Below are 16,901 nucleotides of genomic sequence, written 5' to 3' on the forward strand. Positions count from 1 at the left end.
ACCCCCCCCCCCACCCGCCGCCCCCCGTGGGGCGGGGTTTACCCCGCGAATGGGGCTCGACAGACGCCTCCATTGGGGACCCGAACGCCAGGATCCCGGTCCCCCCTTTCCCGAATCATCCCGGTATCGTGCGCGCCATTGGTTTTCCCAACTCTGGAGCGACGATGAAACTCTTCCAACCCCTGCAGATCGGCCCGCTGACCCTGCCCAACCGTGTGTTCATGGCCCCCCTCACCCGCCTGCGCAGCCTGGAACCGGGCGACGTGCCCACGCCCTTGATGGCCGAGTACTACCGCCAGCGTGCCAGCGCCGGCCTGATCATCACCGAGGCCACGCAGATCTCGTTCCAGGCCAAGGGCTACTCCGGCTCGCCGGGCATCCACAGCGCCGAGCAGATCGCCGCCTGGCGCCAGGTCAACGAAGGCATCCATGCTGCCGGCGGCCACAGCGCCGTGCAGGTCTGGCACACCGGCCGGGTGTCGCACACCTCGCTGCAGCCGGGCGGTGAGGCCCCCGTGGCGCCGTCGGCACTGCTCGCCGATGCCCGCACCACCCTGCGTGATGAGCACGGCACGCTGATGCGCGTCGAGACCTCCACACCGCGCGCACTGAGCACCGATGAAATCGCCGGTATCGTCGCCGACTTCGGCCAGGCCGCCGCCAATGCCCGCGACGCCGGTTTCGACTTCATCGAACTGCACGCCGCCCACGGCTACCTGCTGCACCAGTTCCTCACCCCAAGCGCCAACCAGCGCGAGGACCAGTACGGCGGCAGCGTCGAGAACCGCGCACGCATCGTCCTCGAGGCGGTCGATGCCGCCATTGCCGCCTGGAGCGCCGAACGTGTGGGCATCCGCGTGTTCCCCCTGGGCGGCTTCAATGGCATCGACAATGGCGAAGACCAGGAGGCGGCGGGCCTGTACCTGATCGGCGAGCTGGCCAAACGCAACCTCGCCTACCTGCACCTGTCCGAGCCGGACTGGGCCGGTGGCAAACCGCTGCGCGACGAATTCCGCGAGGCGATCCGCGCAGCCTACCCCGGCGTGATCATCGCTGCGGGCGCTTACACTGCGGAAAAAGGCGAAGACCTGATCGGCCGTGGCCTGATCGATGCCGTGGCTTTCGGGCGCAGCTTCATCGCCAACCCGGACCTGGTGGAGCGCTTGCGCGAGAAGGCGCCGCTGAACGAACATCGGGCGCAGTTCGACTATGCCAATGGGCCTGAGGGTTATACCGACTACCCGACACTCAAGCGCGCGTGAGTGAACTGGGGCCGCAAAGCGGCCCCAATAATTACGGTCGCGCTCAGGTCAGTTCGGCCAGCGCCTGCGCCGCATAGGCATGTGAACGCAAGCGCGCCAACGGATCGTGGATCCGGCAATCGATCATCAACTCATCCGCGCCCGTCTGCGCAATCAGTGACCGCAACCCTTCCCGGACCCGCGCCGGGCCGCCGGCGATGGTGCACGCCATGACCTGCTCCAACACTGCCCGCTCGTGGCCTGGCAAGCCTTCGACGTAACCTTCCTGGGGCTTGGGCAGCAAGCCGAAGCGCCCGACGTGCAGGTCCAGCATCCATTTGCGGTGCGAGCTGGCCTGGTAATCGGCCTCGGCATCGCTGTCGGCGGCGAACAGGTTCACCCCCACCATCACATAGGGCTTGGCCCATTGCGCGGACGGTTGGAAGTTGGCCCGGTAATGAGCGACGGCCTGCAACAGGTAACGCGGCGCGAAGTGCGAGGCAAAGGCATAGGGCAGACCCAGCTTGGCCGCAAGGTCGGCGCCGAACAGGCTAGAGCCGAGAATCCACACCGGCACCTCATGACGGCCCGGCACACCGTGCACCTGGCGTTTGCCGTTATCGGCCAGGTAGTCGCGCAGCTCGGCGATGTCCTGGGCGAAATCGCGCTCCGGGGCGGCGCCACGCAGCGCCCGCACGGTCGGGCCAGAGGTACCGGGTGCACGCCCCAGGCCCAGGTCGATGCGGCCCGGATGCAAGGTATCGAGGGTGCCGAACTGCTCGGCGATCACCAAGGGGGCATGGTTGGGCAACATGATGCCACCGGCACCGACGCGGATGTGCCGGGTGGCGTTGGCGATCTCGTTGATTACCAGGGACGTGGCGGCCGAACCGATGCCGGGCATGTCATGGTGCTCGGCGATCCAGTAGCGGCTGTAGGCGTGCTGCTCGACGTGGCGGGCGAGCTGGCGGGATTCCTCGATCGCGTCGGCGAAGGTCTTGCCTTCACCGATCATGACCAGGTCCAGTACGGACAGGGCTGTCATGGGGTCTCCAGATGGATTATCAGTGACGCCAGTTTCCAGGCTGTGGCGCCAGGGATAAACCCTGTATCAGGCCCCATATACGGGCCTGGAAGTCCCCAATCAGTCTTCCCAGGGCACGCCCTGCTCCCAGCTAGCGACAAGCAGATCGATGAAGCCGCGCACCCGTGGCGACAGGTGCCGCTTGCTGGGGTACACCACGCGGATCGGGTCTGCAGGCGGCCGGAAGGCGTGCAGCACCTCCACCAGGGCTCCGGCGCGCAGGTCGTCGCCAGTGATGTAGGTCGGCAGGTGGATCAGGCCGAAGCCAGCCCGCGCGCCGTCGAGCATCGCTTCGGAGCTGTCGATGTTGAGGCGCCCGGGTTCCTCGCACAGGTGCAGGCCTTCGGCGGTGTGAAAACGCCAGGGCATGGATTTTTCGCCAGCCAGAAAGGCGATCTTGTCATGCCCGTAGAGGTCCGCCGGTACCTGTGGCACGCCATGTTCGCGCAGGTAGTCGGGTGAAGCGCAGGTGACGAACTGCTGCCAGGCGACGGTGCGGGTCAGTAGCTGCGAATCTTCCTTCGGCGCGCCGATCCGCACCGCCACATCGACGCCTTCCTCGACCAGGTCGACGAAGCGGTCGGTGAAGCGGATGTCGGCCCGCAACTCCGGCCACTGCTTGAGATAGGCATCGAGGATCGGCAGCACATGGCGCTGGCCGAACGACAGCGGCGCGGTCAGGCGCAAGGTGCCGGTGGGCTTGCCCCGGCGCTGGGCCATGGTGGTTTCGACCTCGTCCAGGTCATCGAGGATCTGCCGCCAACGCTCGTAGGCCACCTGCCCCTCGTCGGTCAGGCTGAGCTTGCGCGTGGTGCGATTGAACAGGCGCACCGCCATGCGTGCCTCCAGCCGGGCGATGCTCTTGCCCACCGCCGAACGGGTCAGGCCCAGGCTCGCGGCTGCCGCGGTGAAGCTGCCAGCCTTGGCGGCACTGACGAAGGCGGCGATATCGCCAAAGCGGTTGGGTTCCATTACAACTCCTGCGGATCATCGAGACCCGCTTAGATGGGTGCGTTTGCCGCCATTGCAAGGCGCGATGTGCCCAGGTCAGGCGTTTGAGCAATAGCAGGGGTTGGTCTGGCCCGCCGACTACATGCTTCAGCGACCGCGTTCGGCGCGGCCGCCGGAGAGCGCCGGTCGGTCCTGCCGTGCCGCCCAGGCCGCCAGGGGCAGCGGTGGCTGCTGGGTGAAGATGCGGCGCCAGATCAGCAGCATGTCCTGGCCATCGAACAGTCCGCCGACCCGCGGCCAGGCCGAGGGCGTATGGGCAACCCAGTGCCCCTGTGGATCGCGCTGGGCCATGGCGAAACGGAAGGTATAGCTCCCCGGCAAGCCCATGCGCAGATCGGTGACCACCAGCGCATCGCCGACTTCGTCATAGCGCAGCCAGTCATCGGTGAACCAGCGCAGGCGCTCGTGCAAGGGCACGCCGGCCAAGGCGCGTGCGGCTTCGAGGTGGCGCGGCAGGCGCAGCATCTCCGGTGGTTGGCGGTCGAGCGGGCTGCTGATGGCCTCGTAGTAGTCGCCTTCCGGCGTCTTGGCCAGTACCCGCCAGACCAGGCTGTTGAAGGCGATCGGTACGGCGCGCACGTCACTGACGGCGATACCCTGCTCGGCGAACGCCGCCTGCAGGCGCTGCTCGGCCATGATTCGCCCGGCCAGGCCGAAGCCCAGGTACGCCGTGCTGAACAGCAGCGCCAGGCTCAACCCGCGCAGCGCCTTGCCGGTGGCGCCCTTCACCGCCGCATAGGCCACAGCCAGCAACAACGGTACGGTGTACACCGGGTCGATGATGAACACCGCGGCCCAACTGAGTGGGGTCATCTGCAGCGGCCACAACAACTGGGTACCGTAGACCGTGAACGCATCCAGCAGCGGATGGGTCACCAGCACCAGCCAGAACGCCACGAATAACCTGGGAAAGGTGTAGCCTTTTTCAGGCCAACGCGTGCGCCCCAGCCAGTTGACCAGCCAGGCGAGCAACATGGCCAGGCCGGTGAGGACGAAAATGGAATGGGAAAAGCCCCGGTGGTAGGTCATCTGCGACACCGGATCGGCATAGCGGACAATCACGTCGAGGTCAGGCACGGTGCCCAGCGCCGCGCCGTAGGCGAGCGCACGGCGGCCCTGGATGCGACCGAGCACGGTGCCCTGGAGGGCGGCACCGAGAACGGCTTGGGTGATGGAGTCCAAGGGTAGGTTTCCTGAGTGTTCGGTGGAGGAAACCTACCGCTCGAAGCCCGGCGGTGCAAATGCCGGTGTGTGGCAAAGGGTGTGCTGGATCAGAACAGCTTCCAGGTATACACCAGGGTCACTCGGTTCTCGTCGATGTCGCTGCGATAGTTGGACCGCGCCATGGCATTGCGCAGGCGAATGCCCAGGCCCTTGAACACCCCTCCCTGCACCGCGTAGCCCAGCTCCAGGTCACGCTCGCGGTCACGGCCTTCGAAGCCCTGCCCGGTGTCGACGTTGTTGCCCTTGAGGTAGCGCACGGTGGCCGTGAGCCCCGGCACGCCCATGGCGGCGAAGTTGTAGTCGTAGCGTAACTGGTAGGAACGCTCGTCGGCGGAAGCGAACTCGTAGGTCGGCACCTCGTTGCCCAGCGGCGCGATGTTGGCGAACACCCGGGGAAAAGCGCTTTCGCCGTACATGGCCTGATAGCCGGCATGGAAACTGTGGCCGCCAAGCCTTGCGGTGAACAGCGAGTAGAACGCCTGGTTGTCGATGCTGCCGAGCAAGGCGTCGCCGTCTTCGCGAGCGTTGAAGTAACCCAGGTTGGCGCTGAGCACCCAGTCACCGACCGGCTTGCTGTGCTTGAGGCCGACGAAGCCCTGGTGGTAGATGTCTTCCAGTTGCCCGTACCACAGGCTCAGGCTGCTCTGGTTGGCGTTGAAGGCGTAGTCGCCACCTACGTAGTTGAAAGCGTCGCTTTCGGCCTGGCGCTGCGGGACGTGGCCGAGCATGGCGTTCATCTTGCCGTCGCCGGCCTCGTTGCGCAGATGCGTGGAACTCAGGTGCCCTGCTTGCACGGTCAGACCCTGCAACTCGGCCGAACTGATGCTGACGCCCTGGTAGCTCGGCGGCAACAGGCGGATATCGCTGAAGGTCAGCACCGGCAGGTTGGGCTGCAGCTCGCCGGCGCGCAGCTCGGTTTTCGACACCCGCGCCTTGAAGGTCGGTGCGATGCGGCTGTATTCACTGGCGGCGCGCCCGTCGCCATGCACCGGCAACAGGCCGGTGTTGACCCGGTCCGGGCTGCTGTCGAGGCGAATGCCCAGCAACCCCAGGGCGTCCATGCCAAAGCCAACCGTGCCGGGCGTGTAGCCGGACTTGAAATCGAGGATGAAGCCTTGGGCCCACTCCTCGGCCTTGGATTGCTGGTTGGCACCGACGATATCGGAGAAATCGCGGCTGAAGTAGTAATTGCGCGCGCTCAGGCTCGCGGTGGCATCCTTGAAAAAGCCGCTTTCGTCGGCAAGCAGCGGTTGGCTGAGCAGGCTCAGCCCAATGGCAACGCAGGGGGTATGGTTCATTCCGAAGCTCTCTGGATCTTGTTTTTATGGATGAAGCGAATGGAATGGCGCGAGCTCATCGTGTGCGGTGTGGCACCTCCTGGGGTTGCGGGCGGCGCAAACGTAGCAGGCCATGGGCAAGCAGCCCGAACAGCAAGCCCCAGAAGGCTGCCGACAGGCCGAGGAAGGACACCCCGGATGCGGTGACCAGGAACGTGAACAGGCCGGCATCGCGCTCGCCAGGCTCGGCCAGGCTGCGCGTCAGGGCTTCGCTGATCGCGCCATACAGGGCAAGCCCGGCCAGGGCAGCGATCAGCGCAGCGGGAAATGCGGCGAACAGCGACATCAACGTGGCTCCGGCCACCCCCAGTACGAGGTACAGGGCGCTGCCGGCGAGCGCTGCGACATAACGGCGGCGCGGGTTTTCGTGGGCTTCGTGGCCGGTGCACAGGCTGGCGGTGACGGCGGCCAGGTTAAGGCCATGGCAGCCAAAGGGTGCGAGCAAGGCGCCGGCCACGGCGCTGGCGCTGATCAATGGGCTGGCAGGCGTGTGGTAGCCGGCGTTGCGCAACACCGCCATGCCCGGCATGAACTGCCCGGTCAATGCCACCAGCACCATCGGCAAGGCCAGGCTGAACACTGCGGGCAGGCTGAACTGCGGCACGATCAGTTGCGGCGATGCCAACGCCAACACCAGCGCCTCGCTGCGAAACGCGCCGCTGGCCAGCGTCACCAATGCGCCCACGCACAGCACCGCCGCCACCGCATAGCGCGGCTGCACCCTGCGCATCAGCACGTAAGTGACGAACATCGACAGCACCAGCAGCGGCTGCACCGGTAGCGCTCGGAACACTTCGATGCCGAAGCTGAACAGGATGCCAGCCTGCATGCCGGCGGCGATGGAGCCCGGCAAGCGGGCGATGATGCGGTCGAAGGCCCCGCTGATGCCGATCAGCAGCAGGATCAGGTTGGCTACCAGGTAAGCACCCACCGCCTGTTCCAGGCCCAGGTGCGGCAAGGCGGTGACCAGCAGCGCCGACCCGGGGATCGACCAGGCGATCACCACGGGAACGCGATAGTGCAAGCTAAGCAGCGCGCCGAGCACGGCGCTGCCCATGGAGATGGCCCACACCCAGGAAGACAGCAGGCCATGGGACAGGCCAGCGGCTTCGGCGGCGTGGAAGATGATGACCAGTGGGCCGGCGTAGGAAATCATCGTGGCGATGCAGCCGGCGACGATCGCCGACAGGGAACAGTCCTTGGTCAGGCTTTTCATGGGCTTCTCGCAAGACGTTGGCCAGCCTAGGGGCTGGCTCTTGTTCTGGTGTCGCCTGGTTCGCGGGTAAACCCGCGCCTACAGGGCGGTGTAGCAGCGGATTTACCCGCGAATCAGGCGACGCGGCGGCTCAGGCCTCCTGCAGGGCCCGCGGCCGGCCGCTACGCTGTTCTGCGCTACTGCCCTGGGCCTTCTGCAACTGGAAGTCGAACTTCAGCTCGGCACGACGGCCGTCGGCGCCTTCGTGGAACACCACCTCACCCACCAGGCCATCACGGGTGGCATAGGCGAAGTCGTCCCACAGGTACTTGTCGCCCGAGAGGTTGATCTGCGTGGTCAGGTGCCGGTAGCCCGGCGCGGAAATGAAGAAGTGCACGTGCGCCGGGCGCTGGCCATGCCGGCCGAGCAGGTCCAGGCACTCCTGGGTCGGACCCTGCGGGTCACAGCCATAGCCGGACGGCACGATGGTGCGCGCACGGTAGCGGCCTTCGGCATCGGTGACGATGCGCCGGCGCAGGTTGTATTCCGATTGGCTCTGGTCGAAGAACGAATAGGTCCCTCGGGTATTGGCGTGCCACAGGTCGACGGTGGCACCTGGCAGCGGTTGACCTTGGGGGTCGAGCACCTGGCCTTCGAGGAACATGACGGTGGCCACGCCCTCCTCGCTGCCATCATCCATGCGCACCTCGCCTTGTGCCAGCGGCGCGCCGGCCACGTACAGCGGGCCTTCGATGGTCCGAGGGGTGCCACCGGTGAGGCCTGCTTCAGCGTCCTTGGCATCCTGCAGCAGGTCGAGGAAGTGCTCGAGGCCCAGGCCAGCCACGAGCAACCCGGCCTCGCCCCGCCCGCCCAGGCGGTTGAGGTAGTCGACGGCGAGCCAGAACTCGTCCTCGGTGATTTCCAGGTCCTCGATCAGGCGCGCGCTGTCGTGCAGCACGCGCAGGATGATCTGCTTCAGTCGCGGGCTGCCGTCGTCATTGCCGAGGCCGGCAGCTTGATCGAAGAACGACTGGAGGTCAGCGGTGTGGGAGATTTTCACGGTCATGGGAGTTGCCTCGTAATTATTCTTTGCCAAGGCTCAAGCCGCGGCTGCCAAGGCCTGGCGCCGGCCGCTGGCCAGGTGCACGGCCATGGCCAGCGCGGCGATTGCGCCGGGGATGGCGAATGCCAGGAAATTCAGTTGCAGCGGCAGGTTGATGCCCATCAGCGCCCCGCCCAGCAGCGGGCCGACGATGGCGCCGTTGCGGCCGATGCCCGAGGCCCAGCCCAAGCCGGTGGAGCGCACCGCCAGGCCGTACATCTGGGCGGCACCGGCATACAGCAGGATCTGGGTGCCAATGGTGGTGGCGCCGGCGATGAAGATCAGCAGATACAGCACCGGCATCGGGCTGTTGACGCCGAGCAGGCTGATCGACAGCGCCGCGGTGATGAAGAAGGCGACCTTGACCTTGACCAGGTTGTAGCGATCGCCCAACCAGCCACCGAGGATGGCCCCGGCCATGCCGCCAAGGTTCAGCGCCAGCAGGAACGACAGGCTGGAGCCCAGGCTGTAGCCGGCGTTGGCCATGAGCTTGGGCAGCCACGAGCTGAGTGCGTAGACCATCAGCAGGCAGCAGAAGAACGCCAGCCACAGCGCCAGGGTGCGCACCGCCAGGCCATTGCGGAACAGCTCCAGCACCGATGCGCCACCGCCCTTGCGGTCGGCCGCCTGCAGCGCGTCGTCATCGCGCACGTCGCACTGCGGGTCGAGGCGTTTGAGCAGCGCGCGGGCCTCCTTGAAACGCCCCTTGCGCACCAGGAAACCAACGGATTCGGGGAGGTAGTAGAGAATCACCGGCAACAGCAACAGCGGCACGGCCGCAGCGAAGAACATCGATTCCCAGCCAAAACGCGGCAGCATGAAGATGCCGACACCGGCCGAGAGCATGCCACCCAGCGAATAGCCGCTGAACATGATCGCCACCAGGGTGCTGCGCAGGCGCTTGGGTGCGTATTCGTTCATCAGCGCGACCGCGTTAGGCATCAGGCCGCCACAGCCGAGCCCGCCGATGAAGCGGTACACGCCGAACTCGCTGGGGCTGCTGGCGAAGCCGTTGAGGATGGTCGCGCCAGAGAACAAGGCGAAACAGATGGCGATCCCTTTCTTGCGCCCAATACGGTCGGCCAGACTGCCGAACGCCAAGGCGCCGAACATCATGCCGAACAGCGCATAACTGCCCAGCGCGCCGGCTTGCAACGGGGTCAGGCCCCATTCCTTCATGATCACCGGCAATACCACGCCGTAGATGAACAGGTCATAGCCGTCGAAGATCAGCAGCAGGCCGCACCAGGCCATGACCATCCAGTGGAACGGGGTGAAGCGGGCGTTATCGATGATCGGGTGTACGTCAAGGGTTCGCATGGCATCTGTCTCTCTTGTTCTTGTTGTTGAAGAAAACCTTGCCGGGGTGGTGCTCAGCCGAGATCACCACCACCTACCGGCAGGGTCACGCCGGTGATGTAGGACGCCTCGTCGGAGGCCAGGAACAGGATCGCGCCGACCTGCTCGTCGATGCTGCCGTAGCGATGCATCAGGCTGCTGTCGAGGGTCTGGTCGACGATCTGCTGGTACCAGACCTTTTCCTGCTCGGTCTGCTCGGCGCTGTTGCGCGGTACACGCCGGGGAGGTGCCTCGGTACCTCCAGGCGCGGTGGCGTTGACGCGAATGCCACGCCCGGCGGTTTCGAACGCCAGGCACGCGGTCAGGGCGTTGACGCCGCCCTTGGCCGCGCCGTAGGGCACGCGGTTGACGCCACGGGTGGCGATGGATGAAACGTTGACGATGGCACCGCTGCCCTGTTTGAGCATGTGCGGTAGCGCGGCGTGGCAGCACCATAGGGTCGGGAACAGCGAGCGGCGCACCTCGGCCTCGATCTGCTCCACTTCGTAGTGCTCGAACGGCTTGGCCCAGATGGTGCCGCCGACGTTGTTGACGAGGATGTCGAGGCGGCCGAAGGCTTCGACCGCAGCCGCCATGACCTGGGCGCAATCGGCATGTTGCTCGAGGTCGGCGGTCAGGGTCAGCATGCCCTCGCCGGCCAGTTCGTGGACCAGTTCGGAGCGGTCCACCGCCACCACCTTCGCGCCTTCGGCCTTGAGCCGCCAGCACACGCCCCGGCCGATGCCTTGGGCGGCACCGGTGACCAGGGCGATCTTGCCTTGGAATCTGTTGTTCATGTCCATTTCTCCAGTCCGCTGCGTTCCCTGTAGGAGCGGGTTTACCCGCGAATGCGTCCGGCCAGACAAAGCGCTGTACCTGGTGGCCTCTTCGCGGGTAAACCCGTTCCTACAAAGGGCGGTGTATTGCTCGAAGAAAAAAGGCTGCACACGCCCGCACAGCATGGGCAGCCCCAAGGAAACTCAGGCTGCTGCGGCAAACTTCTCGTAGTAGAAATTCGCCGGGGTCAGGCCCTGTTCACGAATGTACTGGCTGACCGCCTCGACCATCGGTGGCGGGCCACACAGGTAGACGTCGACATCGCCGTCGTTGAGGTGGCCAGGGGCGATGTGCTGGGTCACGTAGCCCTTCTGCGGATACTGGCTCTCGGGGTTGGCCACGCAGGCGCTGAAGGTGAAGTTGGGGATGCGCGCAGCCAGGGCCTCGAGGCGTTCCATTTCGACCAGGTCGAAGTCGTTGGTGACCCCGTAGATCAGGTGCAGCGGATGCTCGCTGCCCTGCTCGGCGACCTTCTCGAGCATTGCCGTGAACGGCGCCAGGCCCGTACCGCCTGCCAGCAGCAGCAACGGGCGCTGGATCGGCCGCAGATAGAAGCTGCCCAGGGGGCCGGCCAGGCTCATGCTGTCGCCGGCCTTGGCCAGGGTGGTCAGGAAGCTGCTCATCAGCCCGCCCGGCACGTTGCGGATCAGAAAGCTGACCTCGCCATCCTTCTGCAGCGAGCTGAAGGAGTAGGCACGGCTCTGGTCGCTGCCCGGCACCTGCAGGTTGACGTACTGGCCCGGCAGGAACGCCAGCTTGCCCAGGGCGTCGCCCTTGATCGATAGGGCGATGGTGCTTTCGGACAGCTGACGCACTTCGCTGATGGCCGCCTCGAAGCTGGCCTGCTCGGTCTTGCATACCTGGGACGAAGCCGGGATACGCACCACGCAGTCGCTTTCGGCGCGCATCTGGCAGGTAAGAACGTAGCCCTCGGCGATCTCGTCCTCGCTCAGGGCGTCCTCGATGAAGTTGTCACCCAGGTCGTAACGGCCGGACTCGGCTTTGCACTTGCAGGTGCCGCATGCACCGTCACGGCAGTCCAGGGGGATGTTGATGCCTTGGCGGTAGGCGGCATCGGCCACGGTTTCGAAGCCGGTGGCCTCGATGAAGCGGGTCACCCCGTCTTCGAAATTCAGTGCGATCTGGAAGCTCATGTTGCACCTCGCGGGCGAACCTGGCCACGGCGCGCCATCTGGCACACCGGGCGGCTCGCGTTACCTCGGATCAGATGTGATAGATGTCGATGACCTGACGCACGTAGTCGTTCTTCAACACCACCTTCTTGGCCTTGATCAGCGGTTGCTCGCCGCGCAGGTCCAGGGTGTAGAAGCTGCTACCGAAATAGCTGTCGGTGGTCTTGTAGCGGAAGCTCAGGGTGTGCCAGTTGAAGCGCACCTTGCAGTAGCCTTCGCCTTGCTCGACGATCTCGATGTTGCTGATGTTGTGCGACGTGCGGGTGTCGGGCATGGTCGCGCTGGAGCGCTCGGTCTTGATCCGGAAGACCCGGTCTTCGAGGCCGCCACGGTTGCCGTACCAGATCAGCGAGATTTCGCTTTGCGGGTCTTCGGTCAGGGTGTCGTCATCGTCCCAGGACGGCATCCAGAAGCTCGCATCAGCGGCATACAGCTCCAGCCACTGGTCCCACTCGGCATCGTCCAGGTGGCGCGCTTCGCGGAAGAGGAAGTCGCGCACGGTTTCGTAGAGGCTCATTGCACGGCCTCCACGGGAATCAGCTGCTGTTGCTGGTCCTGCTTCAGCGCCTCGATCATGGTGTCCTGCCAGTACTTGTGCTGCAGCACGAACAGGCCTTCATCCTCGGTGCGTACGCCTGACAGCAGCGGCTGCAGTTCGATCTCCTTGGCCGCCTCGTCGGCGCCTTCGACCCAGTGGGCCGCGCCGCGCGACATGTCATTCCAGCCAGTGCCGCCGCCGTAGCCGGTCTGGCAGGAACGGAATTCCTCCAGATCGTCCGGGGTCGCCATGCCGCTGACGTTGAAGAAGTCCTCGTACTGGCGAATGCGCTGGGCGCGGGCATCGCTGCTCTCGCCCTTGGGCGCGATGCAGTAGATGGTGATTTCGGTCTTGTTCACCGAGATCGGCCGAGCGATGCGAATCTGCGAGCTGAACTGGTCCATCAGGTACACGTTCGGGTACAGGCACAGGTTGCGCGAATTCTCGATCATCCAGTCGGCGCGCGCCTGGCCGAAGTCGGCGGCCAGTTGCTCGCGACGCTCGTAGGCAGGACGGTCCTCTGGGTTGGCCCAGCGCGTCCAGAGCAGCAGATGGCCGTGATCGAAGGAATAGAAGCCACCGCCCTGCTTGGCCCAGGCGCCCGCGCTCATGGTCTTGATCTCTTCACCCGCTTCGCGCTGCTTGCGCTGGTTCTGGGTGGCGGCGTAGTTCCAGTGCACGGAGCTGACGTGGTAGCCGTCGGCACCGTTTTCGGCGGTGAGCTTCCAGTTGCCTTCGTAAATGTAGGAACTGGAGCCGCGCAGCACCTCAAGGCCTTCCGGCGACTGGTCGACGATCATGTCGATGATCTTCGCCGATTCGCCCAGGTGCTCGACCAGCGGCTTGACGTCGGCTTTCAGGCTGCCGAACAGGAACCCGCGATACGACTCGAAGCGGGCGACCTTGGTCAGGTCGTGGGAGCCGTCGCAGTTGAAGCTGTCGGGATAGCCGGCATTGCTCGGGTCCTTGACCTTGAGCAGTTTGCCGCTGTTGTTGAAGGTCCAGCCGTGGAACGGGCAGGTATAGCTGGACCGGTTGCCGCGCTTGTGCCGGCAGAGCATGGCGCCGCGGTGGCTGCAGGCATTGAGGAAGGCGTTGAGCTCCCCGTCCTTGTTGCGCGCGATGAAGATCGGTTGGCGCCCCATGGTCAGGGTGATGAAGTCGTTTTTCTCGGGGATCTGGCTTTCGTGGGCCAGGTAGATCCAGTTGCCCTCGAAGATGTGTTTCATCTCCAGGTCGAACAGGCGCGGGTCAGTGAACATTTCACGCTTGCAACGGTAGACGCCCTTCTCGCGGTCGTCCTCGAGCATGGCATTGAGGTAGTCGAATCCCAGGGACATGGCCAGGGCCTCCATTGTTATTGTTCAGGCCATGTCAGGTTAGGGATTATCGACCAGGGGCAATATCCGCTGCGTGCACAGTGCTATCCATTTTGTGCAAGCTTCAGCGCCGGTGCTTGAACGTCTCCGAAGGCAGCTCGCCAAAGCGCTGGCGATAGGTTTCGGAAAACCGGCCCAGGTGCAGGAAGCCATAGTCCATGGCCAGCTCGGTGACGCTGCGTACCGCGCAGCTGGCATCGCTGAGGCAGGCATGCACGCGTTCGAGCTTGCGCTGGCGCACGTATTGCTTGGGGGTGGTGCTCAAATGGCGGTCGAACAAGGCGTACAACGAACGCAGGCTCATGTTCGATTGCTCGGCCAGCACCTCGGCAGTCAGCTCCAGCTTGAGGTTGCGGTCGATGTAGTCGAGGATCCGCTCCAGGCTGGCACCGGGCGTGCCCAGGCCTTCGCGGCTGATGTTGGTGTTCATCAGCGTCAGCAGCTTGCTGGCGACGATCTGGCTGTAGTGGCCCTGCACGCGCGGTAATGGCTCGGCCACTTCGGCTTCCTGGCAGACCATGGCCAGCAGGTTGGAGAACCCGTCCAGCTCTTCCAGGCGGTAGTGGTTGCGCAGAAAGCGCACGCCACCGGCCGGGCGCTGCCAGCGCTGTTCTTCGCAGATAGTGTCGAGCAGGTGCGTCGGCACCTTGAGGATGAACTTCTCGCAGTCTTCGGAATAGGTCAGGTCGACCGGATCGTCCGGGTTGATCAGCAGCAACTCGCCCGGCACCAGGTGATGCTCACGCTGGTGACCGCGCCACAGGCAGCTGCCATTGAGCAGGATCTGCAGGTGGTAGATGGTCTCGAGCGCGGGCGAGGTCACCCGCACGCTGCCGCCGTAGCTGATACGGCACAGGTCGAGTTCGGCGAATTTGCGGTGGCTCAGGCTGGACTGCGGGCGGGTACTGCGCGACAACCCGATGCAATGCTGGCCCAGGTGCCGGTTCACATAGTCGGAAACGGCATAGGGGTCGGCGTGATGGAACACGCTACTGCGCTCGCTCAGCAGGCGGCTTTCCATAAGGCAGGCACTCGGCTTTTGTAATTTTGTTTTATGTAATTTTTTTAGTCTACGCGAGTACACAGTATGTAAAAGCGAAACGAGGAGCAATGCGACCAAGGGATTCGCGGGGCGAATAGCGGACGACGCCCCGCCAGCAATGTCCGATTATCGAACAAATGGTTCATTCCACCAGCGCCGCCCTACCCGCCCACCCCTGGCTGCGCGCCCGATACTGGCGCGGGGCGATGGCGAACAGCTCGCGAAAGCGCCGGTAGAAATGCGGAAAACTGACGAAACCACTGGCCACTGCCACCTCGGTCAGGGATTTGCTGGTGTGCTGCAGCAACTGCCTGGCATGGGTCAGGCGCAGCTCCAGATAGTAGCGTGGCGGCGTTGCCTGCACGTGCCGGCGGAACAAGCGCTCCAGGTGTCGCCGGGACAGCCCCGCATGTTCGGCGATCTCGTCGATGCCGATCGGGTCCTCGATGTTGGCGTGCATCAACTCCAGGGCCAGGCGCACCCCGCGCGGCACGCTCGGGTCCAGCTGCGGCGCCGCCGCCAGCATGTCACTGGGCACGCGGGCGCGATCGCAGGCCAGCATCTGCTCCACCGCACGACGCAGGCCGGCGCCGCCCTGCTGCTCGAGCCAGGCCAGCATCAGGTCGAGCGCGCTGCTGGCGCCGGCACAGCTCATGCGCCTTGGGTCCAGCACGTGGGCCTGGCGGCTCAGGCGTACTTTCGGGAACAACTCGCCGAGCATCGCCCGGCCATCGGGGTGGAAGGCGCACTCATGGCCGTCGAGCAAGCCGGCCTCGGCGAGGAAGTACGGGCCGTTCCATAGGCCACCGAGCAGACATCCGGTGTGGTCGGCCTGGCGCAGCTTGTTGCGCAGTGCCGGCGCGGGTTCCAGGCGCACACGGAAACCGCCGCACACCAACAGGCAGTCAAGGCCCTGCACCTCCAGGTCGGCCAAGGCGGTATCGACCGGCAAGGCGATGCCCAGATCGCTCACCACCTGGGCACCCTCGCCCACCACCTGGATGTGGAACAGCGGCGTGGCGCTCATCAGGTTGGCGGTGACCAACGAATCCATGGCGGCGGTGAACGCCATCATCGAGAAGTGCTCGCGCAGGACGAAGGCCACCCTGCGGCACGTCAACGGCAGCACGGCGCGGCCAGCGGGGTCGAGGTGGGCCAGGTTGGTGTTCTTGAGGATGCTTTCGAAGTGGCTCATGGGTTGGCTCTACTGCGGTGCTGCCCCATTCGCGGGTAAACCCGCTCCTACAGGATCGTGACACCTGTAGGAGCGGGTTTACCCGCGAATGGGGCGGCGCTGATGGAACTGGATTACTTGCTGGCCTGGGTCGCCGCCGCACGCGATGCCTGCAGCCACTCGTCGAACTGCTGACGGTGCGCGGCCACCCATTCCTTGGCATGGCGGGTGATGTCGGCGGGCTTCTTCTCGCCGTTTTGCATCTTGAGGTTCTGGTTGCTCTCGTCATCGGTGCTGATCTGCACCAGCGACAGGAACTTCAGTGCTGCCGGGTTCTCCTCGGCGAAGTCCTTGTTCAACACGGCCACCACCTTGTCGATGGCAAAGCCCAGGTTCTTGCCGTGGTAGGTGGTATCGACGTCGTTATTGCCGTCAGGCAGGTCGGTTTTCGGGACTTCCAGCCAGACCACATCCCTGCCCTCGACCAGCACGCTGGCGATCCACTGTGGCACCCAGGTGAAATACAGGATCGGCTTGCCTTCCTTGTAGCGGGTGATGGTGTCGGCCATCAGGGCGAAGTACGAGCCCTGGTTGACGGTGACGCTCTTGTCCAGGTCGTAGGCCTTCATGTGGTGGGAAATCACCAGCTCGCAGCCCCAGCCCGGGTTGCAGCCGGTCATGTCGGCCTTGCCGTCGCCGTCGGTGTCGAAGAGCTTGGCGATCTCGGGTTTCTTCAGGTCGGTGATGTACTTGATGTTGTATTGGTCGGCGGTTTTCTTGTCGATCAGGTAGCCCTGGGCGACGCCTGGGAGGATGTTGCCGGTCTTGACCATCACATCGTCACCACCGGCCTGCTGGTAGAACTTGTCGTGAAGCTTCTCCCACAGATGTACGGTGAAGTCGGCATCGCCATTGGCCAGGGCCACCATCATCACCCCGTACTCGGTTTCCTTCGGCTCCTGGACGTTGTAGCCCAGCTCGCGCAGGCCTTCCATCGCCACCTCTCCGCGGAAGCGCTCCTCGGCGATGGAGGGGAAGATCGGCGTCACCTTGACCCCGTCTCCCGGTTTGTCCGCCGAGGCCTGGGCGAACAGTGAAACGGCGACCAAAGCCAGGGCGCTGGCGGATTTCAGGATGCTGCGGGTGAACAGGGATTCGTGCATCGTCGCGTACCTTCTTCTGATTTTTATCTTCAAATACGGCAGA

General features: G+C 64.8%; 15 protein-coding genes. 1 reads left to right on the forward strand and 14 read right to left on the reverse strand.

The annotated features are described in order from the left end of the window. Positions 1-164 precede the first annotated feature (164 nt). Positions 165-1,262, forward strand: a complete 1,098-nt coding sequence (locus tag IAE37_RS00005; protein ID WP_201166927.1) for an alkene reductase — start codon at positions 165-167, stop codon at positions 1,260-1,262. A 43-nt stretch (positions 1,263-1,305) separates the two neighbouring features. Here IAE37_RS00005 and IAE37_RS00010 read toward each other — a convergent pair whose 3' ends face one another. From IAE37_RS00010 to proX, 14 genes are all read right to left on the reverse strand, one after another. Next, positions 1,306-2,286, reverse strand: a complete 981-nt coding sequence (locus IAE37_RS00010; protein WP_201166929.1) for an LLM class flavin-dependent oxidoreductase — start codon at positions 2,284-2,286, stop codon at positions 1,306-1,308. A gap of 99 nt (positions 2,287-2,385) precedes the next feature. Further along, positions 2,386-3,297, reverse strand: a complete 912-nt coding sequence (locus tag IAE37_RS00015) for a LysR family transcriptional regulator (RefSeq protein ID WP_201166931.1) — start codon at positions 3,295-3,297, stop codon at positions 2,386-2,388. A 126-nt stretch (positions 3,298-3,423) separates the two neighbouring features. Further along, a complete protein-coding gene (locus IAE37_RS00020) occupies positions 3,424-4,518 on the reverse strand; it encodes a metal-dependent hydrolase (protein WP_201166933.1) in 1,095 nt (364 codons plus the stop codon). Between the two features lie 89 nt (positions 4,519-4,607). After that, the gene (locus IAE37_RS00025; RefSeq protein ID WP_201166935.1) at positions 4,608-5,858 is read right to left on the reverse strand and encodes an OprD family porin; all 1,251 of its coding nucleotides are present in this window, start codon (positions 5,856-5,858) and stop codon (positions 4,608-4,610) included. Positions 5,859-5,913: 55 nt separating this feature from the next. Further along, a complete protein-coding gene (locus IAE37_RS00030; RefSeq protein WP_201166936.1) occupies positions 5,914-7,113 on the reverse strand; it encodes a benzoate/H(+) symporter BenE family transporter in 1,200 nt (399 codons plus the stop codon). Positions 7,114-7,243: 130 nt separating this feature from the next. After that, positions 7,244-8,158: a catechol 1,2-dioxygenase gene (catA, locus tag IAE37_RS00035; RefSeq protein WP_201166938.1), complete on the reverse strand. Its 915-nt coding sequence runs from the start codon at positions 8,156-8,158 to the stop codon at positions 7,244-7,246. Between the two features lie 33 nt (positions 8,159-8,191). Beyond that, the gene (locus IAE37_RS00040; RefSeq protein ID WP_201166940.1) at positions 8,192-9,514 is read right to left on the reverse strand and encodes an MFS transporter; all 1,323 of its coding nucleotides are present in this window, start codon (positions 9,512-9,514) and stop codon (positions 8,192-8,194) included. 53 nt (positions 9,515-9,567) lie between these two features. Continuing rightward, on the reverse strand, positions 9,568-10,329 hold the full coding sequence (locus IAE37_RS00045; protein ID WP_201166942.1) for a 1,6-dihydroxycyclohexa-2,4-diene-1-carboxylate dehydrogenase: 762 nt from the start codon (positions 10,327-10,329) through the stop codon (positions 9,568-9,570). Positions 10,330-10,512: 183 nt separating this feature from the next. Beyond that, positions 10,513-11,523, reverse strand: a complete 1,011-nt coding sequence (benC, locus tag IAE37_RS00050; RefSeq protein WP_201166944.1) for a benzoate 1,2-dioxygenase electron transfer component BenC — start codon at positions 11,521-11,523, stop codon at positions 10,513-10,515. A gap of 70 nt (positions 11,524-11,593) precedes the next feature. Then, positions 11,594-12,079 (reverse strand): benzoate 1,2-dioxygenase small subunit, encoded by a 486-nt coding sequence (gene benB / locus IAE37_RS00055; protein ID WP_201166946.1) that lies wholly within the window; start codon positions 12,077-12,079, stop codon positions 11,594-11,596. Continuing rightward, positions 12,076-13,440, reverse strand: coding sequence for a benzoate 1,2-dioxygenase large subunit (benA, locus tag IAE37_RS00060; protein ID WP_201166948.1), 1,365 nt, complete (start codon positions 13,438-13,440; stop codon positions 12,076-12,078). Before benA ends, benB begins: the two co-directional genes overlap by 4 nt. 103 nt (positions 13,441-13,543) lie before the next feature. Then, positions 13,544-14,500: an AraC family transcriptional regulator gene (locus IAE37_RS00065; RefSeq protein ID WP_201166950.1), complete on the reverse strand. Its 957-nt coding sequence runs from the start codon at positions 14,498-14,500 to the stop codon at positions 13,544-13,546. A 163-nt stretch (positions 14,501-14,663) separates the two neighbouring features. Further along, positions 14,664-15,716 (reverse strand): GlxA family transcriptional regulator, encoded by a 1,053-nt coding sequence (locus tag IAE37_RS00070; RefSeq protein WP_201166952.1) that lies wholly within the window; start codon positions 15,714-15,716, stop codon positions 14,664-14,666. Positions 15,717-15,829: 113 nt separating this feature from the next. Next, positions 15,830-16,858, reverse strand: a complete 1,029-nt coding sequence (proX, locus tag IAE37_RS00075; RefSeq protein WP_201166954.1) for a glycine betaine/L-proline ABC transporter substrate-binding protein ProX — start codon at positions 16,856-16,858, stop codon at positions 15,830-15,832. Between the last annotated feature and the right edge of the window lie 43 nt (positions 16,859-16,901).

The organism is Pseudomonas sp. S31 (genome assembly GCF_016648105.1).
Classification (GTDB): Bacteria; Pseudomonadota; Gammaproteobacteria; order Pseudomonadales; family Pseudomonadaceae; genus Aquipseudomonas.